This window comes from Luteimonas abyssi, from assembly GCF_001482195.1.
GTDB lineage: Bacteria > Pseudomonadota > Gammaproteobacteria > Xanthomonadales > Xanthomonadaceae > Luteimonas > Luteimonas abyssi.
Map to the genome: position 1 here is coordinate 2,597,625 of NZ_KQ759763.1, position 24,362 is coordinate 2,621,986.

The window sequence follows — 24,362 nt, forward strand, 5'->3', positions numbered from 1 at the left end:
ATGATGGTGGCGCGGCCAGCGGAATTCAAAGCGGCGTCGGAACCCGCTCCCGGCAAGGCCGGCCGGGTGCCTGCGCCGCCGGACTGGCGCCCACGGCTCGCCGATGCCCGATCAACCCTGGATCATGCCCAGCGCCGTATCGATCCGCGCCAGCGCGGTGTCGCGCCCGGCCAGATACACGGTGTGGCCGATGTCGGGGCTGACCTGGGTGCCGGTGATCGCCACCCGCATCGGCTGGGCGATCTTGCCCATGCCGAGCGCCAGCGTTTCGGCGGTCGCGCGCAGGGCGTCGTTGATCGCCTCGGGCGTCCATTCGTCCAGCGCGGCCAGGCGCGCGCGAACATCGTCGAGCGCGGCGCGCGCTTCGGGTTTCAGGTGCTTGGCCACGGCCTTGTCGTCATACGCGGTCAGCGGGCCGTACCAGACCGCCGCGCGCTCGGCCATCTCGGCCAGCGTCTGCACGCGGTCGCGCAAGGCGACCACCACGTCGGCCGGCGCGGGGCCGGCGGCAATGTCGTAGCCGGCCTGTTCGAGGTGCCACCGCAGGTGCGCGGCGACGGCGTCCGGCGCATCGGTCTTGAGGTACTGCTGGTTGAGCCAGCCGAGCTTGGCCGGATCCAGGCGCGAGGCCTTGGCATTGACATCGGCCAGGTCGAACAGGGCGGTCATTTCGGCGATCGAGAAGATCTCCTGGTCGCCGTGCGACCAGCCCAGCCGGACCAGGTAGTTCAGCAGCGCGTGCGGCAGGTAGCCGGCATCGCGGTACTGCATGACGTCGGCCGCACCGGTGCGCTTGGACAGCTTGGCGCCGTGCTCGTCGAGGATCATCGGCAGGTGCGAGAACGCCGGCACCGGCGCGCCCAGCGCGCGGTAGATGTTGATCTGGCGCGGGGTATTGTTGACGTGGTCGTCGCCGCGGACCACGTCGGTGATGCCCATGTCGATGTCGTCGACCACCACGGCGAAGTTGTAGGTCGGATAGCCGTCCGGCCGGAAGATCACCAGGTCGTCGAGTTCGCTGTTGGCGATCTCGATGCGGCCCTTGACCTTGTCGTCCCAGGCCACGGTGCCGTCGAGCGGATTCTTCAGCCGGATCACCCGGTTCGGGTCGTCGCGGTACGGCGCGTTCTGCTCGCGGTAGGCGCCGTTGTAGCGCGGCTTGTCGCCGGCAGCCATGGCCGCTTCGCGCATGGCGTCGAGCTCGGCGCGCGTTTCGTAGGCGTAGTACGCATGCCCGCTGGCGAGCAACTGCTCGGCCACCTCACGGTAGCGGTCCACGCGCGCGGTCTGGTAGGTCGGGCCCTCGTCGTAATCCAGGCCCAACCAGGCCATCGCCTCCAGGATCGCGTCGATCGCGCCCTGGGTGCTGCGCTCGCGGTCGGTGTCCTCGATGCGCAGCACGAACTGCCCGCCGGCGCGGCGCGCGGCCAGCCAGCAGTACAGCGCGGTACGCGCGCCGCCGATGTGCAGGTAGCCGGTGGGACTGGGGGCGAAGCGGGTACGGACGGTCATGGGCGCGGACTGGCGGGGAAACCGCGCATTTTACGGGACGGCGCCTGCGCCGGCCCGGCACGGGTGGACGACGTGCCCTGCACGCGGTGCCAGCCGCGCCCGGACGACCCGCGCCGAGGCGGGCGCCGCGGACACGGCAGGTATCATCGCGCCATGAGCACCCTGTTCGTTTCCGACCTGCATCTCGACCCGGCACGCCCGGAGATCACCCGCCTGTTCGGCGCCTTCCTCGAGGGCGAGGCGCGCCAGGCCGACGCGTTGTACATCCTCGGCGACCTGTTCGAGTCCTGGGTCGGCGACGACGACCCGTCCGAGGCCGGCGCTTACGTGGCCGAACGCACCAAGGCACTCGCCGACACCGGCGTGCCGGTCGCGTTCATGCACGGCAACCGCGACTTTCTGCTGGGCGAGGCCTATGCCCGCCGCGCCGGCATGACCCTGCTGCCCGACCCCACGGTGATCGACCTGTACGACCGACCGGTGCTGCTGACCCACGGCGACCTGCTGTGCACCGACGACGTCGAATACCAGCAGATCCGCCGTCAGACCCGCGACCCGCAATGGCAGGCGCAGATGCTGGCACAGCCGCTGGCCGCACGCCTGGCGTTCGCCGCCCAGGCTCGCGCCGCCAGCCAGGCGCGCCAGGGCGAGATGAAGTCCGCCGGGACGATGGAAACCATCACCGATGTCGCGCCGGCCACGGTGGACCAGTTCTTCGAGCGCCACGGCGTCGACACCATGATCCACGGCCACACCCCCCGCCCCGCCATCCACACCCTCGACGGCGGCCGCCGCCGCATCGTGCTCGGCGACTGGTTCGAGCAGGGTTCGGTGCTGCGGATCGACGGCGATGAGGTCCGGCTCGGCGGGCTGTAGACGCCGGAGGGGCGTTCGGCGCGCGCCGCCCCCGTCAGGCCAACGCGCCGACCTTGGCTGCATCCACATCGGCGAGCAGGCGCGGCGATGGAACGGCCAGGCTCTCCAGCAGCAGCGGCGACGGCAAGCGGCAATCCGGATGCAGCCGATTGAGGAAGTGGACCGTTCCCGACACTCCGCTCATCAAGCCCGGAGTGTAGGTGTCGCGAGCCAACCCGCCCACTGCGCCGTCGTACTCCTCCATTGCCGAAACGATGCGCGCGCCAGGCGGCAGCGGATCCTCCTGCTGAAGCGCCGGGTCCAGCGCCCGGGCACGCGTCAGCAATTCCCAAAGACTCAGATCGCCGTGGCACAAGGTGTGGCTGATGCCCCAGCCGCGGCGATCGGCGGCGCGCACGGCGCGGCGCAACGTGTCGAGATGACGCCTTTCCCCGGTGCGCGCGTAGAGATCGCAGGCCGCCAGCCCGATCCCGACACTGCCGTGACACCACGTATCGGGAAAGTCGCCCGTCCCGGGCTTGCGTACGTCGACCCAGTCCTGCGCCGCCGCGTCGTAGAGCCCGTCCTCGAAGACGAACGCGTCCTCGGCGAGGGCGGCCCAGCGCGTCCGGTCGGCCGCGGTGCCCGCAGCACTCAAGGCCAACCGGGCGAGCGCCCAACCGCTGCCGGTGGCGCCGTGGGCGAAGCCGCCCAGAGGGTGGTGGAAGATCGCACTCGGCCAGCGCGCACCTTCGGCATCGACGATCGCGGTCGCCTCCAGGCAACGGCCCGCCTGCGCAGCCAGGTCGAGCCAGCGCTCGTCGCCATCCGCCTCGGCCAACTGCAACAGCGGCACGATGGCCCCGCTCACGCCTTCGAGCAGGTCCAGGTTGCCCTGCGTGGAAAAGCCACGTGCCTTGATTCCGGCTGCGCTGTGTTGCGCTCTCGCCAGCATGTCCGGATCGCCGTCGAGACCGTACAGGGTCAGCCAGACCAGAACCTGCGAACCCAGACCGATGAAACCGCCCACCGCGTCGATCGGTTCGCGCAGCTCCAGCGCATGGGTCACCCGCGCCGCACCTTCGATCGCAGCATCGAGGCCTTCGACCGGGTCCGCACGCCCAAGGCGCATTTCGTGGCGATAGCCCGCCAACGCGACCACGATGCCGCCAAGGCCGATGTAGAGATCCGACTGCAATGTCCGCATGGTCCAGCCCTCGGCGCCAAGCACCGGGCTGATCCACGCCCGGGTGCCGTCGTCTCCGTGCACCGACAGCCGTAACAGTTTCTCCACCGTGGCGGCCGCCAACGCGCGTCGACGCGCGTCGAAATCGCGCGCGTGCGGAGACTGGGCGATGATGTCGCGCGGTGCGCCCTGACGGTCGGCCAGGCGACCGTTGAGATACGCGGTGACCAGCGCGCCGCGAATGGTCAGCTCCTCCATCTCCAGGCGCATCCCGCGCCAGCTTCGGAGCACGCCGTCGATATCGACGGCGCCCAGCCGCTCGGAGAACACCGGAATGTCGCCGAGCCGCATGTCCTCCACCTCGGCATCGATGGTCGACGCATCGCCCGGCGCCACCGGCAGCACCTCCGCATTGCGGCGCAGGATGTCGCGAGCGCGCGCCAGCGCCGACGGCTCGTCGTGGAGCGAGGCCGGATGCCAGAGCATCCGCATCACTTCCCAGTACGCCTGGGTGGGCCGTCGGATCCGACGGGCCACGCAACCGGTGAAGGGCGCCAGCAGCGGGCGCAACGCGTCCTTGCGATCCAGTGTCTGCAGGCGCCGGGTGAGATCGGCGAACCCCTCGACGACATGGTTCCAGTGCTGCGAGATATCCGGATGCGGACAAGGATGATTGCGCGCCGCGGGCAGGTCGACTTCGGCCAGCGCCATGCGCGCCGAGTCGGTCCCGGCACCGGCCAGCAACGGAACCCGGATCTTCGGCTGCTCTCCGGGCAACGCACCGGCGGCGGAAATATCGACGCCGTGCAGACCGAGCATCGGCGCGCGGAACGGCACCAGACCGGTCCGTAGCACCGACGTGGTGATCAGTTGCATGGCCGCGTCCACCGCCGCACCCACCTCGCCCGGCGCCACCGCCACTTCCGGTGCGAGCAGGCTCTCCACGTCGACCGCCACCGGCACCGGCCCGACGGCGACGATGTTCTCGTGATGCAGGTCGGTCCCGCCGAGCAGGCGCATCGCCGCCAGCCAGTGGCCGATACCGCGATAGAAGGTGGCCAGCTCGGCCTCACCCTCGCAATAGCGATGAGCGGCGAAGGCACTCCAGCCGTAGCCATCGCGTGCCAGCGACGTCGGCACCCGGATACGGTCGGGCGCATCACCGAGGACGCGTTGGAGAAAACCTTCCAGAGCGATGTCGATCTCGACCGGGCGCGGCTTATACATGACACGGCCTGCCTCGAAGACGATCTGAGCCACCGCCTGGCCGCGGTTGTGCACGTCGCCTTCGCCCAGTTGCAGCGCGCGCAGCGCGCCCTCGGGCGCGCCGATCAGCCCGCCCAGTTGAGGCCGGTCGGCGACCAGGCGACGCACGATCAACGCCAGCCCCTCGGCCTGCTGGTCCAGCGTGCGCTGCAGGCGTGGCCGCAACACGGGATAGCGCGTGTCGAGATGATCGAGAAACGCCGGGCGGCAGGCGAGCGCGACGAACTCGTCGAAGCGCGCGCGCTCGTCGGCGGCGCGCAGTTGTCCGCCCAACTGCGCGGCGTGCAGTTCCAGCAACAGCACCCGGTTGAGCTTGCGCCGGGCATTTCCGGTCAGGGCCTGGTGGGCTGCCGCCGATACGATCGCGCGTTCCTCGTCGTCCAGGCCGCGCGACGCGTCGTCCAATCGGGCGTCGAGCCGGCTACGCGCATCCACGATGACGGTGTCGATCACACGGTCGAACGCGGCCGCGCCTGTCTGTTCTTCGTCCATGCCCTGCTCCGCAATCTCTTCGGCACCCCTGCGCTGTCCGCTCGCATCGGCGCACCGGGAAAGCGTGCGACCGGCAGCAAGCGCCGGTCGCACGCCACGTGAAAACGGGCCCTTCAGGACCCGTTGGAGCGTACTAGCAACATTGGATGGGGCTGGACGCCGTACAGGAACTGCACTGGGTCAGGAGGAAGAAATCCCGGTGCGTCATCGCCGCTTCGGTCGCCGCGATGCCCTCCACGTACAGCGAACCCGCCGGGTTCTCGTAACCTTCCACGCTGTCGGCACCGCTCAGCCAGCCGTTGACGATGTCTTCGTGCTGCATGTCGTATCTCCTTGACGTTGGTCACCTGCGAAAGTCCGCCTGCACATCCGCGGAAAGACATGGCTCGACCTTCCTGTCGAACGCACACACGGCTGCTTGATGGGGCGCCGGTACCGCTCCACCGCCACGGCAATGCGCCCCGACTCAATACTGGCGCCTGCCCGCGAGCGATTCCACGATACCCGTCACACTCGGCAGTGCGTGTTTCAATCCCTCGACGTCACCGCCTGCAACGCCGCGAGTTCCTCATCGCTGAACCCCGCCGCCTGACGCGCGTCGAGGTTGAACGGACCGTGTAGCACCGCGCGCGCGTACTCGGCCAGCAGGGTGCGGAAGGTCGGCTCCGGCTCGACACCGTCGCGCTCGCAGTACCAGCGGAACCAGCGGCTGCCGGCCGCCACGTGGGCGATCTCCTCATCGAGGATCACGCGCAGGATGTCGGCGGTGGCGCGGTCGCCCCGTGCGGTCAGCTTGGCGATCATGCCCGGGGTCACGTCCAGGCCGCGCGCTTCGAGCACGCGCGGCACCAGCGCCATGCGCGCGAGGCCGTCGTGCGCGGTCTTCTCGCACATTTCCCACAAGCCGTTGTGGGCGTCGAAATCGCCGTAGTCGACGCCGAGCGCGTGCAGGCGCCCGCGCAGCATCGTGAAATGCCGCGCTTCGTCGTCGGCCACGCCGACCCAGTCGGCATAGAACGCATCCGGCAGGCCACGGAAGCGGTAGACCGCGTCCCAAGCCAGGTCGATGGCATTCAGTTCGATATGGGCGATCGCGTGCACGAATGCCGCGCGCCCGTCATCGCTGCCCAACCCGCGACGCGGCAGGTCGCGCGGATGCACCAGCCGGGGCCGCGGGGGGCGTCCAGGCATGCGGATCGGTGCGGGTGGCGGCGCATCGGCCTCGATGGCGAGCTCGCCGCGCGTGAACGCAGCGGCGGCGGCGTGGGTCAGGGCGATCTTGTCGTCCGGCGACGCCGCGTCCAGGCACGTCCGGGCCGCGGCGAACAGCGAGCCGGCGCTCATCGCCCCGACGCCCCCGGGGCCACGTACCACGCTCGGTCGTTCTGCGCACCGCCGCGCCGCCCTGCACGCTGTGCGGCGAGGGCGACGTCGACACAGGGGGTGCCCGCGCCCGTCGGGCCGGTCACACGGCGCATGCCATCGGTGCAGACGACGAACCCGGCGATCGCATCCACGACGCTGACGACCGCGTTGAGCGCGAGCGCCGCGACGGCCGGCAACGCCAGCGCGCACCGGCCTCGCAGCGCCGTCGATCTCACGTGGCCACCCGCCGCTTCCGCTTGGCTTCGTCCGAACGCAACTGCTGCAGGCGCTCGAAGTAACCGGGCTCGATGCCGGTCACGTACTCGCCACTGAAGCAGGAGCTGTCGAACACCTTGCCCGGGAACTTGTGCCCGGCCACCGCGGTTTCGAGGTCGGCCAGATCCTGGTAGATCAGCCAGTCGCAGCCCAGCAACTCCTGGATCTCCTGCTCGCTGCGGCCGTGCGCGACCAGTTCGTCGACCGACGGCATGTCGATGCCGTAGATGTTCGGATGCCGCACCGGCGGCGCGGCCGACGCCAGGTAGACCTTCTTGGCGCCGGCATCGCGGGCCATCTGCACGATCTGGCGCGACGTGGTGCCACGCACGATGGAGTCGTCGACCAGCAGCACCACGCGGTTGCGGAACTCCAGCGGGATCGGGTTGAGTTTGCGTCGCACCGACTTCGCGCGTTCGCCCTGACCCGGCATGATGAAGGTGCGGCCGACGTAGCGGTTCTTGATGAAGCCCTCGCGGTACTTCACCCCCAGCACGCCCGCGATCTCCATCGCCGAGTCGCGCGAGGTGTCCGGAATCGGGATCACCACGTCGATGTCGTGATCGGGCCGGTCGCGCAGGATCTTCTCGCCCAGGGTCACGCCCATGCGCATGCGCGCCTTGTGCACCGAGATGTTCTCGATCATCGAATCGGGACGGGCGAAGTACACGTACTCGAAGATGCAGGGCGCATGGGTGCCCGGCTCGGCGCAGGCGCGGTGGTGCAGTTCGCCGCGCGCGGTGATGACGATGCCCTCGCCGGGCTCGACGTCGCGCAGGTGCTCGAACCCGAGGATGTCGAGTGCCACAGATTCCGACGCCACCGCGTACTCGGTGCCGGTCTCGGTCTGCCGCCGGCCGAGCACCAGCGGACGGATGCCGTGCGCGTCGCGGAACGCCACCAGGCCGAGGCCGAGCACGGTGGCCACCGCCGCGTAGCCGCCCTTGGCGCGCCGGTTGACGCCTTCGATCGCCTTGAATGCGGCCTCCGGGCTCAGCGTGCGCTCCCGGTCGAGCTCGTGCGCGAAGACATTCAACAGCACCTCCGAGTCGGACTCGGTGTTGATGTTGCGCCGGTCCTCCTCGAACACCTCGCGACGCAGCGCATCGGTGTTGATGAGATTGCCGTTGTGGGCCAGGGCGATGCCGTACGGCGAGTTGACGTAGAACGGCTGCGCCTCGTCGCTGCCTTCGGAGCCCGCGGTCGGGTAGCGGCAATGGGCGATGCCCACGCGGCCTTCCAGCAGCGCCATCGACTTCGCGTCGAAGACATCGCGCACCAGGCCATTGCCCTTGTGCACGCGCAGGTTGGTGCCGACCGCGGTCGCGATGCCGGCGGCATCCTGGCCGCGGTGCTGGAGGACGGTCAGGCCGTCGTAGAGGGCGGGCGCGACCTCGGAGGTCGCGACGATGCCGACGATGCCACACATGTTCAGATCACCTGGCTGGAAGCGGGGAAAGGCATGACGCCCGCACGGGACGCCGTGCGGGCGGTGGAGGAAACCGGTTCCGTCGTCGGCGACGCCGGACCCGTGAAACGTTGTCGTCTGCGGAGACGGTGCAGCGGGCTACGGGTTGGAGCGCACCATGCCGTCGATGCCGGCGCGGCTGCTGATCTGCGAGCGCAGGCGGTCGGCCTCGGCACGATCCACCACAGGCCCGGCCTTGACCCGGGTCAACTGCCCTTGTTCGGTCTGCACCGTATCGGTGAACGCACTGAAGCCGAGCCCACGCACGCGGTCGCGCATCGCATCGGCGTCGGCCGCACTGCGAAACGCCCCGAGCTGGACGACGAACCCCGTCCCCGCAGCCGCGGCGGGCGCAGTGCTCGTGGGGGCGGGCGGCTGGGCCGAGGGCGTCTGCTGCTGTGCCGCCTGCGGCGTCGGCTGTTGGGGCTGTTGGGGCTGTTGGGGCGCTTGGGTCTGCGGTGCCGGCGCCTGACGTGCGGGCGTCGGCGCTGCCGCAGGCGGCGGCGACGAGGCCGTGCGGGAATCGGCCGCGGAACCGCCGTCGAGCGCGATCACCCGTGCATCGTTGGGGCCGACCTCGGTCGCCGCCACACGCACGGCCTCGGCTTCGGCACGGGTCGCGTACGGCCCGATGCGGACCCGCCAGACCGGCTTGCCCGACGCGGTGGCCTGGGTGCTGGAGGCGGGGAATCCGGCGGTGGACAGACGGTTGACCACGGTGTCGGCATTGACGCTGCTGCCGTAGCTGCCGAAGTGCACCGCGTAATCGCCGGCAGCGGTGCTCGCCGGCAACGCCGCGTCATCGTCGGACGCGGGCTGCGCTGCGTCGTCATCGCCACCGGTGTCGACCGTCGGAAACTCACCGGCTGCGCGCGGTGGCGGGGCGTCGGCATCGCCCCGGCGACGGGCTTCGAGCACGCCCCCGTCCTCGGGCGCCGGCGGCGGCGCGATCAGGGGAAGATCGCGGGTCACGGTCTCGCCACGGGCCGCCGGCGCATCCGGCAACGCCAGCGGCAGGTCGGCCACGCCGCTCTCGGGCGCCGGGCCCTTGACCAGCATCGGCAGGAAGATGACCGCCAGCGCGATCAGCACGGCTGCGCCGATCAGACGCTGCTTCAGTCCGGAGTCCATCGACATCTCGTGCAACGAAGGCCAGCCGATTATACGCGTCCGGTCCCACGGCTTGCCCGTCGGCGGCCGGACCGGAATGCACTGTTCAGGCGAGTGACCGAGGTCGTTCTCCCGCGCCATTGGCCGCGTCCCCGGACGTTTCGGCCGGCCCCGGGGTCAGTTCAGCCTGGCCCCGGGGGCTCCGGCAAGGCCGCCAATGCCTGCGCCGCCGTCAGGAAGGAACCGAACACCAGCACCCGGTCGCCCGCCCGCGCGTCGGCCAGTGCGTCGGCCAGCGCCGTGGCCACGTCTTGACTGCGCGCGGCATCCGCCGCGGCACCGCCGGCAAGCGCCGCGGCCAACGCATCGGCGTCGCGACCGCGCGCCCCGCCCTCGTCGAGACCGGCCAGCCACCAGCCATCCACCTGTCCCGCCAGCGCGTCCACCACGCCCGCCGCGTCCTTGTCGGCCAGCGCGGCGTAGACCGCCAGGGTGCGTCCCGCCACCGGCGTCTCCGCCAGCGTGCGGGCGAGCGTGCGCGCCGCCTGCGGATTGTGGCCCACGTCCACGAGCACGGTCACGCCAGGGCGGACCTCGATCCGCTGCAGGCGTCCGCGAACATCGGCCGTCGCGACGCCGCGCGCGACGGCGGCATCGGGCACCGTGTCCGGCAACGCACGCAGTGCGGCGATGGCGACCGCGGCGTTGCGCATCTGGATGGTGCCGGGCAGACGCGGCACCGGCAGGTCGATCGCATAGTCCAGCTCGCGCCAGCGCCAGCGCGCGCCCTCGGGGGGATCGGCGAAGAAATCGCTGCCGAAGACGATCGCCGGGGCGCCGATGCGATAGGCGTGGCCGACGACGCTCGACGGCGGCAGATCGTCGCCGAGCACCAGCGGCCTCCATGCCCGCGCGATGCCCGCCTTCTCCGCGCCGATGGTCTCGCGGTCGTCACCCAGCCAGTCCTGGTGGTCGAGATCCACGGTGGTGATCACCGCGACATCGGGTTCCGCGATGTTGACCGCGTCCAGGCGCCCGCCCAGCCCGACTTCGAGCACGGCCAGATCGAGCCCTGCGCGGGCGAACAGCCACAGCGCGGCCAGCGTGCCGGCTTCGAAGTAGGTCAGCGGCGTGTCCGCACGCGCGGCCTCCACTGCGACGAAGGCCGCGACCAGCGCGGCATCGTCGGCCTCGCGCCCGTCGATGCGGACGCGCTCGTTGTAGCGCAACAGATGCGGCGAGGTGTAGGCGCCGGTGCGCCAGCCCGCTTCGAGGGCGATGGCCTCGATGAAGGCCACCGTCGACCCTTTGCCGTTGGTGCCGCCGACCACGATCGTGCGTCGCGCCGGCGCGCCCAGCCCGAGCCGGCCGGCGACGGCGCGCACGCGATCGAGCCCGAGCGCGATGCGCGCGGGATGCCCACGTTCGATGTGGGCCAGCCAGTCGGCCAGAGAGGAGCTTGCATCAGGCATGACGGATCACGAGAAAATGGAATGCCACGTAACGGGACACGGGATGTCACGCGCCGCGCGCCCGGCACGGGAACCGGGGCGGACGGACGGCCCACCGCCCTTCGACGCGCGGCCGGCAGTCGCCGGCACGCTCAGAGCGCGCGGTGCACGGCCTCGCCGAACAGCGGCGTGTGGTGCGCGCAGTCGTTGAGGCGGACGACATCGAGCGTGTCGATGGTCGCGCCTTCGAGCAGGTTGAGCGTGGTCGGCGCCTGTCGGAACGTCCACAGCCGCGACAGCGGAATGCCCAGGATCCGGCACAGGATCACCCGGTTGACCGCATCGTGCGCGACCACCAGCAGCGTGTCGTCGTCGCCGAGACCGTCCATCGCACGCGCCAGCGCCGGCCAGGCGCGGTCGATCACATGCTGCAGCGACTCGCCGCCATCGGGCATCAACACCGTGTCCGGCGCTTCCCGCCAGGCCTGCAGCCGTTCCGGATCGCGCGCACGGATCTCGCTGGCCAGCAGGCCCTCCCAGCTGCCATGCGCGATCTCCCGCAAACCGTCGTCCAGGGTCAACTGCGCCGCGCGCGCATCGCCCAGCGCGAGTTCGGCGGTCCGCTGCGCGCGCGACAGCGGCGATGCCACCGCGCGATCGATGCGCGTCTCGCGCAAGCGCCGCCCCAGCGCTTCGGCCTGGCCGATGCCGACCGGCGACAGCGCGATGTCCTCCTGCCCCTGGTACCGGCCTTCCGCATTCCAGGGAGTTTCACCGTGACGGGCCAGCAGAATGCGCATGGAAGTACCGTGGATTCGGGGCGCGCCAGCGTAGCAGAACGCCCGATGACCAATGACACACGGCAGGTCCATGGACGCCGAATAAGCTCGCCGTCATCCGCCCAGGAGCCGACCCGATGACCCTCGCACGCCGCGCTGTTGTGCGCCTGATGCTCGCCTGTCTCCTCCCGGCCCCGATCGCGTCGGCCGAAACGACACCACCCATTGCGGACCTGTTGTTCGTGGGGAGTTACCACATGGGCAATCCGGGGCGCGACGTGGCGAACCTGGACGCCGACGACGTGACCGCACCCGCTCGCCAGCGGCAGATACGCGATGTCGTCGACCGCCTGCTCCGCTATCAGCCCACCCGGGTGGTCGTGGAGCGCCACCCGCAGCGTCAGGCCGAACTGGATGCGCGCTTCCAGGCCACCTGCCATGGCGATGCGCCCTACGCGGCCGACGAGGTGGAACAGCTCGGCATGCGGACCGCCTGCGCACTCGGCCTCACCGGCGTCGTCGCAGTCGATTCGAGCGGCCTGGACAGCATCGACGATCCATCGACCATCGACTACGCGGCGGCCGCGCGACGGCATGACCAGCACGCCCTGTACGACGCGTTTCTGCAGGATGTCGAAGCGATGGTCGCACGCGACCAGGAAGTGCTCCGCACCGGCACCATCGTCGACATGCTACGCCGCCTCAATACGCCGGCTTGGCTGGATGCCAATGCCCGTGGCTACATCCAGCTGGGGCTGCTGGGAACCGAAGAGGATCCCGTCGGTGCTCGCTGGATGCAGGTCTGGTACGGCCGTAATCTCGCGATCTTCAATGCGATCCGTCGCGCCACCGCACCCGGCGACCGGGTCCTGGTGATCTACGGCGCCGGGCACGGCAATCTGATCCGGCAGCTGGCGGGCGAATCGGGCGATTACCGCATGCACGACCCACTCGGCTGGCTGGGCGCATCTTCACCCGACGCGCCCTGATCGCGTCCGGCTCAAAGGCCCATTTCTTCCAGCAACGCCGGTGCCGGATAAACCTCCTGCAGGATCCAGCGCAGATAGCGCTGATCGACGGACATGGTGCGGGTGCGCTCCGGGTCGTAGACCCAGTTCGAGGCCACCGACTCCCAGTTCATGTCGAACAGCAGGCCGGTCAGCCGGCCTTGGGCATCGAGTACCGGCGCGCCGGAGCTGCCACCGGTCACGTCGAGGTCGGCCAGGAAGTTGACCGGCACCGTGCGCATGCGGCGGTCGGCCAGGCCGGCGTGACGGCCTTCGGCGACGGCATCGAGCAACGCCTGTGGCGCATCGAACGGTTCGCTGCCGGTCGCCCGCGGCGGAATCTCTCTAAGCGTGGTGAAGGCTGCGCGCTCGGCACCGTCCAGGCCGGTGTAGCCGGCGACACGCCCGTAGGTGACCCGCAGCGAGCCGTTGGCGTCCGGCGGTACCGGCTGGCCCTGGGCCTGCCGATAGGCCGCCAGCGCCGCGAGGAACACCGGCCGGTTGCGCAGTGCATCGCCGCCGCGTGCCTTGCGGTCGAGTTCCTGCCGTGTGGCCGACGGGGTGACCGCGATCGCGTAGCGGATCGCCGGATCACGGCTGCGCTCGAACGCATCGCGGTCGGCCCGCAACCAGCGCATGCGCTCTTCCGCCGCGCCCAGGCCGGTGCCGGCCAGACGATCCAGCGCGCGTTCGATCGCGGCATCGTCCTGCCCGTCCAGCCAGGTATCGATGGCCGGATCGCGCTGTTCGGCCGGGAGCGCCAGATACTGGCGGAACCAGTAGCGCTGCAGGATGCGATCCATGGCCGGGTGGTAGCGTCGCTCCATCTGTTGCAGGCCGGCCTCGATGACGGCCTGGTCGCGATCCTGGTAGCCGGGTTCGCGCGCGGCATCCGGATTGGTGCGCTCGATGGCGTTGCGGTAGAGCGTCATCGCCACCCCGAGCGTGCCCAGCCGGTGCAGTTGCCCGGTGACGAGGTCACGCTCGCGAGTCGCCCGTGCGGCGGCGGCCTGGCGCTCCAGTTCGGCGTGCGCCTCCAGCGCCGGCTGCCCCGCCTCGCCCTGCCCGCGCAGCCAGTCGAGCACCGCAGCTTCCTCCGCGCGCTTGCGCGCCGCCGTCTCCAGCCGCGCGAAACTCTCCAGTTGCCCGTCGTAATGGCGGGCACTGCTGCGCCAGCCACCCAGCGCGCTGGCGTACATCACCGCGATTTCCTGATCGGTGGCGCTCTCGGCCTCCACCAGCGCCTGCAGCGCCTTGTAGTGCGTCGACAGGGCCGGATAGGTCCACTCGGCGGTCTGTTCGAACTCCGCCGCCAGCGCATGCCGGCTGGTCCCGTTCGGATAGCTCGCCGCCATCACGAACTCACCCTCGCGCAGTGGGCGCTCGGCGAACCGCAGCCAATGCCGGGGCTGGTAGGGCACGTTGTCCTCGGCGAAGTCCGCCGGGCGTCCATCGGGACCGACGTAGGCGCGGTAGAACACGAAATCGCCGGTATGGCGCGGCCAGCCCCAGGCGTCGCCTTCTCCGCCGAAATTGCCGACGCCGCCCGGGGGGGCGTACACCAGGCGCACATCCCGGATCTCCAGGCTGCGGACCAGGCGATACGCGTTGCCGCCGTCGAACTCGAACAACCTGCACCGGATCCCCGTCTCGGTCTCGCAGTCGCCGACCAGCCGTTTTTCCACGCCCTCAAGCGCGCGCGCGCGGCCGATGCCGTCGGGGGCGGCCGCGATCGCCGCGGCGACCTGCGCGGTGGCGTCGTAGATCGCTTCGGGCACCAGTACCCGGACGTTCTGGCCGGCACTCGGCTCGTCGTCCCACGCGGCGGCATTGAAGCCATCGCGCATGAGATTGGTTTCCGGCGTGGAGTTGAGCTGGATGGCGCCGTAGGCACAGTGGTGATTGGTCAGGACCAGGCCCCGCGGCGAAACGAAGCTGGCGGTGCAACCGCCGATCGACACCACCGCAGCCAGCGGATCGCCGCCGGGGTCGGCCAGTTGCGCGGCGGGCAGGCGCAGGCCGGCCTGGCGCAGCGGTCCTGCGATCTCCGGCAACTGCTGGGGTGTCCACATCCCCTCTCCGGCGAACACGCCTCCCGGCAGGGCGGGGGCGACGACGAGCGCGAGCAGCGCGGCGATCGGGCGACGGGGCATCCGGCAGGGGCTCCTGGGCGGCGGGGGCCCCAGTCTACCCGCGCCGAACGGCGCACCTGCCCGCCGCCCCGGAGACGTTGCCGGCCGGACAGGCCCGGGCCCGTATAATTCCGCCTCTTTGCTTTCCGACCGACGGACACATCATGGCCGACACCTCCCAGCGACCCACCACCATGCGCGCGCTGGTCAAGCGCGAAGCGACCAAGGGCATCTGGATGGAGGAGGTCGAGGTGCCCTCGCCCGGCCCCAACGAGGTGTTGATCCGGGTCGAGAAGGCCGCGATCTGCGGCACCGACCTGCACATCTATCTCTGGGACGAGTGGAGTCAGCGCACGATCAAGCCCGGCCTGACCATCGGCCACGAATTCGTCGGCCGTATCGCCGAACTCGGCCCGGGCGTGGACGGCTACGCACTGGGCCAGCGCGTCTCGGCCGAGGGCCACATCGTCTGCGGCCACTGCCGCAACTGCCGCGCCGGCAAGCAGCACCTGTGCCCGAACACCGTCGGCATCGGCGTCACCCGCAACGGTGCCTTCGCCGAATACGTGGTGATGCCGGCCACCAACCTGTGGCCGATCCCGGACCAGATCCCGTCGGAACTGGCGGCGTTCTTCGACCCCTACGGCAACGCCGCGCACTGCGCGCTGGAGTTCGATGTGGTCGGTGAGGATGTGCTGATCACCGGCGCCGGCCCGATCGGGGTGATGGCGGCGGGCATCTGCAAGCACGTGGGCGCGCGCAACGTGGTGGTCACCGACGTCAACGATTACCGCCTGAAGCTGGCCGCCGACATGGGCGCCACCCGCGTGGTCAACGTGGCCAACGCCTCGCTCAAGGACACCATGGCCGACCTGCATCTGGAAGGCTTCGACGTCGGCCTGGAAATGAGCGGCAACCCGCGCGCCTTCAACGACATGCTCGACTGCATGTACCACGGCGGCAAGGTCGCGCTGCTCGGCATCCTGCCCAAGGGCGCCGGCGTCGACTGGGACCGCATCATCTTCAAGGGCCTGACCGTGCAGGGCATCTACGGCCGGAAGATGTACGAGACCTGGTACAAGATGACCCAGCTGGTGCTGTCCGGCTTCCCGCTCGGCAAGGTGCTGAGCCATCAGCTGCCGGCCGACGAATTCCAGAAGGGCTTCGACCTGATGGAATCCGGCAAGTCCGGCAAGGTCGTGCTCGACTGGCACTGAGCCACCGCCCCGACGCCGGCCGCGACGCCACGCCCCTGTCGCGCATCCGGATCTCCAATACCCCTGGAGATCCGAGATGTCCCGTCGCCTTTTGCCTGATGTCGTGCCCGCCCGGGCACGCGCCCTCGCGTTCGCCGCGCTGACCCTCGTGTCGTGGAGCCCGGTGGGCGCGGCCGCGCCTAACGGCCCCTGCCCCGCGCTGCCCGGCCTGGCCGATCTGGCCTGCGTCGCCCGCGACGAAGGCTGGTTCTACGCCGACGACGCTGCGTCCGCGGCTCGGCTGGCCGACGATGCGCGCATCGCCGCCGACACCTTCGTCCGCCATTTCGAGCGCACCGCGCCGCCCGGCGCGGTGGTGGCCGCCGGCACCGGCCGCCACCTCGACGACGACGCCCGCACGGCGATGCGCGACGCGGGGGCACGCTGGGTGTTGCCATGGCTGGACGCCTCCGAGCGCGCGACGCTGCGGCGCGACGCCATCGAACGCCAACTGCGCGCCCGCCTGCCGGATGCCGAGGACGCGCGCATCCGAAGCCTGCGCGAGGCCGCACTGGCGCAGGCCGCCAACACGAGCGACGCCGGCGGCGATGGCGCCGACACCGACCGCAGCGCCCTGCGCCACGAGATCGGCCACATGCTGTTGATCGATGCGTTCTGGCCGGACCGCGCCGTGAGCGGGGCGCCAGCGCACTACGGCGGCCCGGGGCCGGACTGGCTGGACGAAACCGCTGGCGTGCTGATGGAATCCGAGGCGATGACCGCCGTGCGCCGCCGGCTCCTGTACGACGACGGGGCGATGTCCCAGTTGCGCCCGCTCGACGAGTTCTTCGCGATGCCGCATCCATTGATGGCCGGCCTGGTGGCCGCGCGCGCCGAAGCAGACGGGCCTCCACATGCCGGCATCCGCGTCGTTTCCGGCGACGCGGGCCGGCGCATGGCCGACCAGGCGCCCTGGTTCTACGTGCAGGCGCGCGACGTTGCCGATTTCCTGATCGCGCGCGCGGGCACGCCGACGGTGTTCGCCGGCATTGCGAGGTTCGTCGCCGGCGGCGGCGATATCGAGGACTGGCTCGCGCTCCACGGCCCTGACCACGGCCTGCCGCCGACGGTGGCCGCGCTCGACGCCGCGTGGCGCGCCTGGCACGCGGCGTCGGCACCGCACTGACGCCGCGCCCGCATCCAGCCCGCCGGATCTGCATGTCGGTGAGCGGCGCATGGCGGAGGCCGTCCAAAAGCATGCCTGCCGAGCGCCCGCGTCCCATGAGCGGGCCCGCCAAGCGCACGCCCGCCGCAGACCCCCTTGTTAGAATCGCGGCTTGCCCACGCCGCACAGACCTGCCATGTCCGAGTCCACCACCCAACGCTACGCCGATACCCTCGACGAGATTCGCGAGGCCGGGCTGTTCAAGTCCGAGCGCATCATCACCAGTCCGCAGTCGGCCGAGATCACCTTGGCCGACGGGCGCACGGTGCTGAACTTCTGCGCCAACAATTACCTCGGCCTGGCCGACCACCCGGATCTGATCGCGGCCGCGAAGGACGCGCTGGACAGCCACGGTTTCGGCATGGCCTCGGTGCGCTTCATCTGCGGCACCCAGGACCTGCACAAGCGGCTGGAGAAGACCATCGCCGACTTCTTCGGCACCGAGGACACCATCCTCTACGCTGCCTGCTTCGACGCCAATGGCGGCCTGTTCGAGCCGTTGCTCGACGAACGCGACGCGATCGTCTCCGATGCGCTCAACCACGCCTCGATCATCGACGGGGTGCGCCTGTGCAAGGCCAAGCGCTACCGCTACGCCAATTCCAACATGGCGGAACTGGAGACCCAGTTGCAGAAGGCGAAAGCCGACGGCGCACGCACGATCCTGATCACCACCGATGGCGCGTTCTCGATGGACGGCTTCGTCGCCCCGCTCGACGAGATCACCGCACTCGCCGAAAAGTACGGTGCTCTCGTGCACATCGACGAATGCCACGCCACCGGCTTCCTCGGCGCCACCGGCCGCGGCTCGGCCGAGGCCAAGGGCGTGCTGGAGAAGATCGACATCTTCACCGGCACCCTGGGCAAGGCGATGGGCGGCGCGCTGGGCGGTTTCACCACGGCGAAGGCCGAAGTCATCGAACTGTTGCGCCAGCGCTCGCGCCCCTACCTGTTCTCCAACTCGCTGCCGCCGCATGTGGTGGCCGCCGGCATCAAGGCCTTCGAGATGCTCGCGGCTGCCGACGAGCTGCGCGAGCGCCTGCGGGAGAACACCGCCTACTTCCGCGGAAAGATGACCGCAGCAGGCTTCGACCTCAAGCCCGGCGACCACCCGATCTGCCCGGTGATGCTGTACGACGCGCCGCTGGCGCAACGGTTCGCCGAGCGACTGCTCGAAGAAGGCATCTATGCGATCGGGTTCTTCTTTCCGGTCGTGCCGAAGGACCAAGCCCGTATCCGCACCCAGATGTCGGCAGCACACACGCGCGCGCATCTCGACCAGGCGATCGATGCCTTCACCCGCATCGGCCACGAACTGGGTGTCCTGAAACGCTGAAGGCCGGCACTCGGGCCGGCCCTGTCAGTCGATGCGCGCCTTCGAACGAGGGCGCGCTGGCCACGCGCCTGATGCGGCGCAGCCTTCGATCCGTATGGTGGTTTACTCGCCCGACGGCGGCGGCGCGACCGCGGGCACCACGACAGGCTCGGCACGACGACCGACGGTGTAGCCATTGGACTGCAGCCATGCATCGAAGTCGTCCGCGGTCATCCGGCGGCCTTCCTGGGTCATGTTGAAGCGATACGGCGTGTTGTCGAACTCGGTTTGCTTCTGGTAGGCGCCCGCGGCGGCCATCGCGACGCGCTCGCACTCCTCGTTGCGCAGGCGCATCAGGACTTGATCGAGCGTCTGCGGCTCCTCGACGGAATGGGCCAGCACGCCGCCATTGGCGCCATGGCGATAATCGGGCGTGGCGAGCTCGGACGCGACCGGTGCCAAGGCGATCATCGAGCCGGCACCCGCAGCTGTACGGGTAATCGAGCAATCCGCAGCCTGCGAGGCGAGCGGAACTGCCATCAACAACAGCAAAGCGGCGGTCTTGTACATGGCCTGGTCCCCGACGGAAGTGGCGAGCAGTGTATTGACTTTAAATAAGTGCCGCAAGCGGTTGTTTTGAAACGCGTGCATTCATCTATTCGAATGCGCCGACGCTCGTGACGACGAGCGGCCTCACCCGCCGGATGCCGCCGAACGGCCCTGCCTCGACGTCGTGCGCATTGCCGGATCTGCCCGGATGATACGCGCGTTCGCGCGCGGCCCGCACCGCGGGATTACGAGCCGGTCGACCGCGCGATCCGGGCAAAAGAAAAGCCCGGCCGAAGCCGGGCTTTTCCTGTTGCGTTGAACTGCGCGTCCCTTAGTTCTGGACGTTCAGCTCGGTACGGCGGTTGCGTGCACGGCCTTCCGGATTGTCCGAACCATCCGGGTTGGTGTTCGGCGCGATCGGGCGGCTCTCGCCGTAACCCACCGGGCCCACCAGACGGCTACGGTCGATGCCGTTGCTGGTCAGGAACTCGTACACCGCATTGGCGCGACGCTCCGACAGGCCCTGGTTGTACTGGTCCGAACCCACCGAGTCGGTGTGGCCGGCCACTTCAACGCGCAGGTCGGGGTAGCGACGCAGGATTTCGACGGTCTCGTTCAGGACCGACACCGCGTCAGGACGCAGGGTGGCACGATCGAAGTCGAAGTTCACGCCGGTCAGATCGATGGTGATCGGAGCCGGGGCCGGAGCCGGGGCCGGGGCCGGAGCCGGCGGCGGCGGCGGCGGCGGTGCGACCGGGGCGACCGGCGGCGGGCCGAGCGGGATCACCACGCCAACCGAAGCGGTCAGGTCGGTGAAGTAGCTCTCGGACTGGTTGTGCGGGTAGCCCGCCCAGTCGCGCGAACCGTTGGCCGCATAGCTGTCGTCGTTGAAATCGCCACGCAGCGCGACTTCGGTACGGACGGCGACGCGGTTCTCGAACGTGGTCTGCAGACCCAGGCCGATCTTCGCGGCGAAGTTGCCGTCCTTCTGCTTCTGCGGGGAATCCGGGTTCGGGAAGTTGTCGTACTCTTCCTCGCTGCGCTGGTAGCCGACGCCGAACAGGGCGTAGGGGTTCCAGCTACGGCCTTCCTGGATGAAGTGGTAGCGGAAGTCGAACGAGATGCCGTACTGGCTCCAGTTCAGATTGTTGTTCGAACCTTCGACCGAGCTGGCGCTGCGGAAGTTGGGGTTCTGGTAGTTCAGCTCACCGTCGACCGACCAGTTCGGGCTGATGAACTTGCCCAGGCCCAGGGTGCCGAACGGGGTGTCGGTGGTACGACGGTCGTCGTCCTGGAAGTTGTAACCGACCGAACCGGTCAGGTACCAACGGTCGTCGAACTCCTGCGCGCTGGCGGTGTGCGCCAGGCCCAGACCGCCGAGAAGGGCGGCACAGAGGAGTTTCTTTTTCATTTCGTTCAGCTCCTTGATCAAGGGGGAAAGCGTGACTGCACCGAAGAAGTGTTTTGATTCGGTCGTGATCGCGTCAAGCGACCATCGCCGGCGTAGCCTAGAGTCAGCCCTGTGAAGGCGTCGTTAACGCTAGCATAACAGTTGAAAGGTGCCAATCTACGGCACCCTTCGCCCCTAAGGCCCCAGTCAGGAACGCGAAGGGTCGCTACCTCGATGCGATGGCGTGCCGTTCGCTCCGCGACCCGCACTCACGCAAGGCGCCGCACCGGCGCATTTCCACGGTGAAATGCGTCAGATCGTCGCCGACCAGGTGCAGGTCCGGCCCCTGCGACGGCTGATGCCTTGCGTCGCCACCGGGACGATCGACCGCACTCGGCAAACACTACCGCCAGCTGATGCCCATCACCCAGCCGGCATCAAGGCCGTCCGCTGCAGGCCCGGACGCCATGCATCGCTGCAACGCTGCGGTGCGTCGCCACGCCTTGGTGGTGCGCGCGTGAAACGGCATCTTGCTCGGCATGTCGGACACCGCGCTCATGCCCACCCTGTTCCTCTCGCACGGCTCGCCCATGCTGGCCGTGGAGGATTCGCCTGCCGGACGTTTTCTCGAGGCGTTGGCCCCGCGCCTGCCAAGGCCCCGCGCCGTGGTCGTGGCGTCAGCGCACTTCGCCGCTGCGCCGGTGCTGGTGGGCGCCGCCGCCTGGCCGGCGACCATTCACGACTTCGGCCGGTTTCCCGACGCCCTGTTCCGGATCCAGTATCCGGCCCCCGGCCATCCGGCGTTGGCCGAAGACATCGCGCGGCAGTTGATCGCCGCCGGCATCGCGGCCAGCGCATGGCCGGACCAGGGTCTCGATCATGGCGTCTGGGTCCCGCTGCGACGCATCTTCCCCGATGCGGACATCCCGGTGGTGCCGCTGTCGGTCAATCCGCGTGCGGACGCCCGGACCCACTTCGCCCTCGGCCAGGCGCTGGCGTCCCTGCGCCGCGACGGGGTGCTGGTCGTCGGCTCCGGCGGGTTCGTCCACAACCTGGGCGACCTGGTGTGGACTGAACGCGATGCCCCGATGCCGGAGTGGGCCACCGCCTTCGCCGACTGGATGCGCGCACGCCTCGCCGACGGCGACCTGACCGCCCTGCTCGACTGGGCACGTCGTGCGCCGGAAGCGCACCGCGCGCATCCGACCGTCGAGCATCTGCTGCCTCTGTTCGTCGCCCTCGGTGCGGCTGGTGACAGGCCGCGGGTCGAGACTCTGCACCGATCGCACGAGTTCGGTTCGCTGGCGCTCGACGCGTTCGCCTTTCATTAGGACCATCCGGGCCTCGCCTACCGGCGAGCCGGTCAATCTTCGGGCAGCGACAGACCCGGTCGCTCCCAGGGCGGAGGATCCCCCAACCGCTCGCGCAGGAAGTCGACCACCGCCGTCACCCGCGGCGGCACCATGCGCCGCTGCGGCATCACCGCATGGATGGCGCCGGCAGGAAGCCGATAGTCCGGCAGCACCACCTGCAGCCGTCCCGCGCGCAGGTCGTCGTGCACATGCCACACCGAGTGCATGGCGATGCCCAGGCCCGACAGTGCGGCGTCGCGCAGCGCCTCACCGAGATTGCTCTCGAAGCGCGCCTGCATCCGGATCACCGTCTCGCGGCCGGCGCCGTCGCGCAGGTGCCACAGGTCCTGACGCCCGTGGCTGCCGAACAGCAGGACGCCGTCGTGGCCGGCGAGATCCTCGGGCATGCGCGGGGTGCCGTGCCGGGCGAGATAGTCCGGCGCGGCGCACAGCACCTTGCGGTTACGGGCCAGCGGCCGGGCCACGAGCGAGGAATCGGGCAACGTGCCGATCCTGATCGCGAGGTCGTAACCGCCGCCCACGAGGTCGACGACCCGATCGTCGAGATCCAGGCTCAGGCGCAATGCCGGATAGCGGGCGAGGAACTCGGGCAGCAGCGGCGCGATGTACTGCCGTCCGAACGAGGCCGATGCACTCATGCGCAGCACCCCGGCGACGCCGCCGACCCCGCCACTGGCGCGAAGACTGGCGGCCAGGCTGTCGAATTCCTCGACCAGCACTCGCCCCTGCGTGGCCAGCAGGGCGCCTTCGGGGGTCGCATGCAGGCGTCGCGTGGTCCGTTGCAGCAGGCGCACCCCCAGCGTGCCTTCCAGCCGCCGGATCCGCTGGCTGGCGACAGCAGGCGACAGATCGAGACTGCGTGCGGCCGCGCTGATCGAGCCCAGTTCCACCACGCGCAGGAACAGCGCGACGTCGTCGATCCGATCCATTTTGAATATTTCATTGAAATTGATTCGCGACTCTAGCTGTTTTTCCCGGGGGGACGATCCACAGACACTGCGCTCCCCCCTCAACACCGCCGCCCCCATGACGCACGCCCTCACCTCCCGCCGCATGCCGCTCGCGGTCTATGCGCTGGCCGCCGGCGCCTTCGGCATCGGCACTACCGAATTCGTCATCATGGGCCTGCTCACCCAGGTGGCCGCCGACCTGGGTGTCGGCCTGGCCGCGGCCGGACTGCTGATCTCCGGCTACGCGCTCGGCGTGTTCGTCGGTGCGCCCTTGTTGACCCTTGCCACGACCCGTTGGCCGCGCAAAGCGGTGCTGGTCGGCCTCATGGTGGTGTTCACCCTGGGCAACCTGGCCTGCGCGCTGGCGCCGGACTACGGCTGGCTGATGGCGGCCCGGGTCGCGACCTCGCTGGCGCACGGCACGTTCTTCGGCGTCGGCGCCGTGGTCGCCACCGGCCTGGTCGCCGAAGACCGCCGCGCCTCGGCGATCTCGTTGATGTTCACCGGCCTGACCATCGCCACCCTGCTCGGCGTACCCGCCGGCGCCTGGCTCGGCCTGCAGGCCGGTTGGCGGGCGACATTCTGGGCGGTGACCGCGATCGGCATCCTCGCCACGGCGGTGGTCGCGCTGTGGGTCCCCGCCATCCAGGCCGACGCCGCGCCGGTGCCGCTGCGCGAGCAGGTGCGGGCGGTGTCACGCCCCCAAGTGTTGCTCGGCCTGCTGATGACGGTGCTCGGCTTCGGCGGCGTCTTCACCGTCTACACCTTCATCCAGCCCCTGTTGCTGGATGTCACCGGACTGTCCCCGGGCGCGGTCTCGCCGGTGCTGCTGGTGTTCGGCGCGGGCATGATCGTCGGCAACCTGCTCGGCGGGCGCCTGGCCGACCGCATGCATGCCCCCGCGTTGCTCGGCACGCTGCTGGCGCTGGCGGCCACGCTGGGGCTGTTCGGACTGGTCGCCACGCATGCCGTCGCCACGGTGCTGGCGGTCGGCCTGCTCGGCGTGACCGCGTTCGCCACGGTGTCGCCGATGCAGCTCTGGGTGCTGGAGCGTGCGGGCGAGACCGGCCGCCATCTCGCCTCCAGCCTCAACATCGGCGCCTTCAATCTGGGCAACGCCGCCGGCGCCGGACTGGGCGGACTGGTGCTGCTCCACGGCGGCGGGTTGACCCGCCTCGGCCCCGTAGCCGTCCTGGTGACGCTGACCGGCGCACTCGTGGCGCTGATCGCGATCCGTGCCGCACGCCCGACCCCGGCCATGCCGGCAACCGCCTCATGCCGATGATCGCGATGTGCGACGGCCGGCCGCGTCACGCGTCGTGCGCCGTCGCGATGCCCCGCATCGCCACCAGGCTTCGGCGCGCCCGCATGCGTGCCGGAAGCGTCTTCCACGCGGGCGGATCCGACCGACCGCTACCCTGTCCATCGGAAGCGCCACCTCACGCCATCGCCCACCTTCCATCCA

General features: G+C 69.9%; 20 protein-coding genes. 7 read left to right on the top strand and 13 right to left on the bottom strand.

What is annotated here, in order from left to right; genetic code table 11:
• Positions 1–111: 111 nt before the first annotated feature.
• Positions 112–1,512 carry a glutamate--tRNA ligase gene (gene gltX, locus RG19_RS11160; protein ID WP_058835327.1) on the bottom strand — a complete coding sequence of 467 codons (1,401 nt, stop codon included), beginning with the start codon at positions 1,510–1,512 and terminating at the stop codon, positions 112–114.
• 153 nt (positions 1,513–1,665) lie between these two features.
• On the opposite strand from gltX, the gene lpxH reads away from it, so the two are divergent.
• Entirely contained in the window at positions 1,666–2,388 is a 723-nt protein-coding gene (lpxH, locus tag RG19_RS11165; protein WP_058835328.1) for a UDP-2,3-diacylglucosamine diphosphatase, read from the top strand.
• Between the two features lie 34 nt (positions 2,389–2,422).
• Here lpxH and RG19_RS11170 read toward each other — a convergent pair whose 3' ends face one another.
• The 7 genes from RG19_RS11170 to RG19_RS11205 form a co-directional block, all read right to left on the bottom strand.
• Positions 2,423–5,311 carry a type 2 lanthipeptide synthetase LanM family protein gene (locus RG19_RS11170; protein ID WP_058835329.1) on the bottom strand — a complete coding sequence of 963 codons (2,889 nt, stop codon included), beginning with the start codon at positions 5,309–5,311 and terminating at the stop codon, positions 2,423–2,425.
• A 133-nt stretch (positions 5,312–5,444) separates the two neighbouring features.
• A complete protein-coding gene (locus RG19_RS11175; RefSeq protein WP_058835330.1) occupies positions 5,445–5,633 on the bottom strand; it encodes a DUF6229 family protein in 189 nt (62 codons plus the stop codon).
• 206 nt (positions 5,634–5,839) lie between these two features.
• Complete coding sequence (locus RG19_RS11180; RefSeq protein ID WP_058835331.1) at positions 5,840–6,655, bottom strand: ferritin-like domain-containing protein; 816 nt, start codon at positions 6,653–6,655, stop codon at positions 5,840–5,842.
• Positions 6,656–6,908: 253 nt separating this feature from the next.
• Positions 6,909–8,381, bottom strand: a complete 1,473-nt coding sequence (gene purF / locus RG19_RS11190; RefSeq protein ID WP_058835333.1) for an amidophosphoribosyltransferase — start codon at positions 8,379–8,381, stop codon at positions 6,909–6,911.
• Positions 8,382–8,519: 138 nt separating this feature from the next.
• Positions 8,520–9,551, bottom strand: coding sequence for an SPOR domain-containing protein (locus RG19_RS11195; RefSeq protein WP_082672822.1), 1,032 nt, complete (start codon positions 9,549–9,551; stop codon positions 8,520–8,522).
• A 161-nt stretch (positions 9,552–9,712) separates the two neighbouring features.
• The gene (gene folC / locus RG19_RS11200) at positions 9,713–11,002 is read right to left on the bottom strand and encodes a bifunctional tetrahydrofolate synthase/dihydrofolate synthase (protein WP_058835335.1); all 1,290 of its coding nucleotides are present in this window, start codon (positions 11,000–11,002) and stop codon (positions 9,713–9,715) included.
• A gap of 131 nt (positions 11,003–11,133) precedes the next feature.
• Entirely contained in the window at positions 11,134–11,781 is a 648-nt protein-coding gene (locus RG19_RS11205) for a histidine phosphatase family protein (RefSeq protein ID WP_058835336.1), read from the bottom strand.
• A 116-nt stretch (positions 11,782–11,897) separates the two neighbouring features.
• Here RG19_RS11205 and RG19_RS11210 point away from each other — a divergent pair, with 116 nt between their 5' ends.
• Positions 11,898–12,749, top strand: coding sequence for a DUF5694 domain-containing protein (locus RG19_RS11210; protein ID WP_157515244.1), 852 nt, complete (start codon positions 11,898–11,900; stop codon positions 12,747–12,749).
• Between the two features lie 11 nt (positions 12,750–12,760).
• On the opposite strand, the gene RG19_RS11215 is transcribed toward RG19_RS11210, so the two are convergent.
• Positions 12,761–14,839, bottom strand: a complete 2,079-nt coding sequence (locus RG19_RS11215) for a S46 family peptidase (RefSeq protein WP_058835338.1) — start codon at positions 14,837–14,839, stop codon at positions 12,761–12,763.
• 254 nt (positions 14,840–15,093) lie between these two features.
• On the opposite strand from RG19_RS11215, the gene tdh reads away from it, so the two are divergent.
• From tdh to kbl, 3 genes are all read left to right on the top strand, one after another.
• The gene (tdh, locus tag RG19_RS11220) at positions 15,094–16,116 is read left to right on the top strand and encodes an L-threonine 3-dehydrogenase (protein ID WP_058836570.1); all 1,023 of its coding nucleotides are present in this window, start codon (positions 15,094–15,096) and stop codon (positions 16,114–16,116) included.
• Between the two features lie 76 nt (positions 16,117–16,192).
• Positions 16,193–17,281 (top strand): hypothetical protein, encoded by a 1,089-nt coding sequence (locus RG19_RS11225; RefSeq protein ID WP_157515245.1) that lies wholly within the window; start codon positions 16,193–16,195, stop codon positions 17,279–17,281.
• 175 nt (positions 17,282–17,456) lie between these two features.
• Positions 17,457–18,656: a glycine C-acetyltransferase gene (gene kbl, locus RG19_RS11230; protein ID WP_058835340.1), complete on the top strand. Its 1,200-nt coding sequence runs from the start codon at positions 17,457–17,459 to the stop codon at positions 18,654–18,656.
• Between the two features lie 102 nt (positions 18,657–18,758).
• Here the strand turns inward: kbl and RG19_RS11235 are convergent, their stop codons facing one another.
• The 3 genes from RG19_RS11235 to RG19_RS17900 form a co-directional block, all read right to left on the bottom strand.
• The gene (locus tag RG19_RS11235; protein WP_157515246.1) at positions 18,759–19,286 is read right to left on the bottom strand and encodes a hypothetical protein; all 528 of its coding nucleotides are present in this window, start codon (positions 19,284–19,286) and stop codon (positions 18,759–18,761) included.
• Between the two features lie 229 nt (positions 19,287–19,515).
• Positions 19,516–20,595, bottom strand: coding sequence for an OmpA family protein (locus tag RG19_RS11240; RefSeq protein WP_058836571.1), 1,080 nt, complete (start codon positions 20,593–20,595; stop codon positions 19,516–19,518).
• A gap of 382 nt (positions 20,596–20,977) precedes the next feature.
• A complete protein-coding gene (locus RG19_RS17900; RefSeq protein WP_162267034.1) occupies positions 20,978–21,133 on the bottom strand; it encodes a hypothetical protein in 156 nt (51 codons plus the stop codon).
• On the opposite strand from RG19_RS17900, the gene RG19_RS11245 reads away from it, so the two are divergent.
• Complete coding sequence (locus tag RG19_RS11245) at positions 21,132–21,905, top strand: DODA-type extradiol aromatic ring-opening family dioxygenase (protein ID WP_202905332.1); 774 nt, start codon at positions 21,132–21,134, stop codon at positions 21,903–21,905. The two genes, RG19_RS17900 and RG19_RS11245, sit on opposite strands and share 2 nt — an antisense overlap.
• Positions 21,906–21,937: 32 nt before the next feature.
• On the opposite strand, the gene RG19_RS11250 is transcribed toward RG19_RS11245, so the two are convergent.
• Positions 21,938–22,876: a LysR family transcriptional regulator gene (locus RG19_RS11250; RefSeq protein WP_058835343.1), complete on the bottom strand. Its 939-nt coding sequence runs from the start codon at positions 22,874–22,876 to the stop codon at positions 21,938–21,940.
• Between the two features lie 97 nt (positions 22,877–22,973).
• Here RG19_RS11250 and RG19_RS11255 point away from each other — a divergent pair, with 97 nt between their 5' ends.
• A complete protein-coding gene (locus tag RG19_RS11255; protein WP_058835344.1) occupies positions 22,974–24,182 on the top strand; it encodes an MFS transporter in 1,209 nt (402 codons plus the stop codon).
• Positions 24,183–24,362 lie beyond the last annotated feature (180 nt).

What these genes read in the sequence shown, in the direction of transcription:
- gltX (WP_058835327.1), bottom strand. Translation starts at nt 1,512, where the DNA reads ATGACCGTCCGTACCCGCTTCGCCCCCAGTCCCACCGGCTACCTGCAC.
- lpxH (WP_058835328.1), top strand. Translation starts at nt 1,666, where the DNA reads ATGAGCACCCTGTTCGTTTCCGACCTGCATCTCGACCCGGCACGCCCG.
- RG19_RS11170 (WP_058835329.1), bottom strand. Translation starts at nt 5,311, where the DNA reads ATGGACGAAGAACAGACAGGCGCGGCCGCGTTCGACCGTGTGATCGAC.
- RG19_RS11175 (WP_058835330.1), bottom strand. Translation starts at nt 5,633, where the DNA reads ATGCAGCACGAAGACATCGTCAACGGCTGGCTGAGCGGTGCCGACAGC.
- RG19_RS11180 (WP_058835331.1), bottom strand. Translation starts at nt 6,655, where the DNA reads ATGAGCGCCGGCTCGCTGTTCGCCGCGGCCCGGACGTGCCTGGACGCG.
- purF (WP_058835333.1), bottom strand. Translation starts at nt 8,381, where the DNA reads ATGTGTGGCATCGTCGGCATCGTCGCGACCTCCGAGGTCGCGCCCGCC.
- RG19_RS11195 (WP_082672822.1), bottom strand. Translation starts at nt 9,551, where the DNA reads ATGGACTCCGGACTGAAGCAGCGTCTGATCGGCGCAGCCGTGCTGATC.
- folC (WP_058835335.1), bottom strand. Translation starts at nt 11,002, where the DNA reads ATGCCTGATGCAAGCTCCTCTCTGGCCGACTGGCTGGCCCACATCGAA.
- RG19_RS11205 (WP_058835336.1), bottom strand. Translation starts at nt 11,781, where the DNA reads ATGCGCATTCTGCTGGCCCGTCACGGTGAAACTCCCTGGAATGCGGAA.
- RG19_RS11210 (WP_157515244.1), top strand. Translation starts at nt 11,898, where the DNA reads ATGACCCTCGCACGCCGCGCTGTTGTGCGCCTGATGCTCGCCTGTCTC.
- RG19_RS11215 (WP_058835338.1), bottom strand. Translation starts at nt 14,839, where the DNA reads ATGTGGACACCCCAGCAGTTGCCGGAGATCGCAGGACCGCTGCGCCAG.
- tdh (WP_058836570.1), top strand. Translation starts at nt 15,094, where the DNA reads ATGCGCGCGCTGGTCAAGCGCGAAGCGACCAAGGGCATCTGGATGGAG.
- RG19_RS11225 (WP_157515245.1), top strand. Translation starts at nt 16,193, where the DNA reads ATGTCCCGTCGCCTTTTGCCTGATGTCGTGCCCGCCCGGGCACGCGCC.
- kbl (WP_058835340.1), top strand. Translation starts at nt 17,457, where the DNA reads ATGTCCGAGTCCACCACCCAACGCTACGCCGATACCCTCGACGAGATT.
- RG19_RS11235 (WP_157515246.1), bottom strand. Translation starts at nt 19,286, where the DNA reads ATGCACGCGTTTCAAAACAACCGCTTGCGGCACTTATTTAAAGTCAAT.
- RG19_RS11240 (WP_058836571.1), bottom strand. Translation starts at nt 20,595, where the DNA reads ATGAAAAAGAAACTCCTCTGTGCCGCCCTTCTCGGCGGTCTGGGCCTG.
- RG19_RS11245 (WP_202905332.1), top strand. Translation starts at nt 21,132, where the DNA reads ATGCCCACCCTGTTCCTCTCGCACGGCTCGCCCATGCTGGCCGTGGAG.
- RG19_RS17900 (WP_162267034.1), bottom strand. Translation starts at nt 21,133, where the DNA reads ATGAGCGCGGTGTCCGACATGCCGAGCAAGATGCCGTTTCACGCGCGC.
- RG19_RS11250 (WP_058835343.1), bottom strand. Translation starts at nt 22,876, where the DNA reads ATGGATCGGATCGACGACGTCGCGCTGTTCCTGCGCGTGGTGGAACTG.
- RG19_RS11255 (WP_058835344.1), top strand. Translation starts at nt 22,974, where the DNA reads ATGACGCACGCCCTCACCTCCCGCCGCATGCCGCTCGCGGTCTATGCG.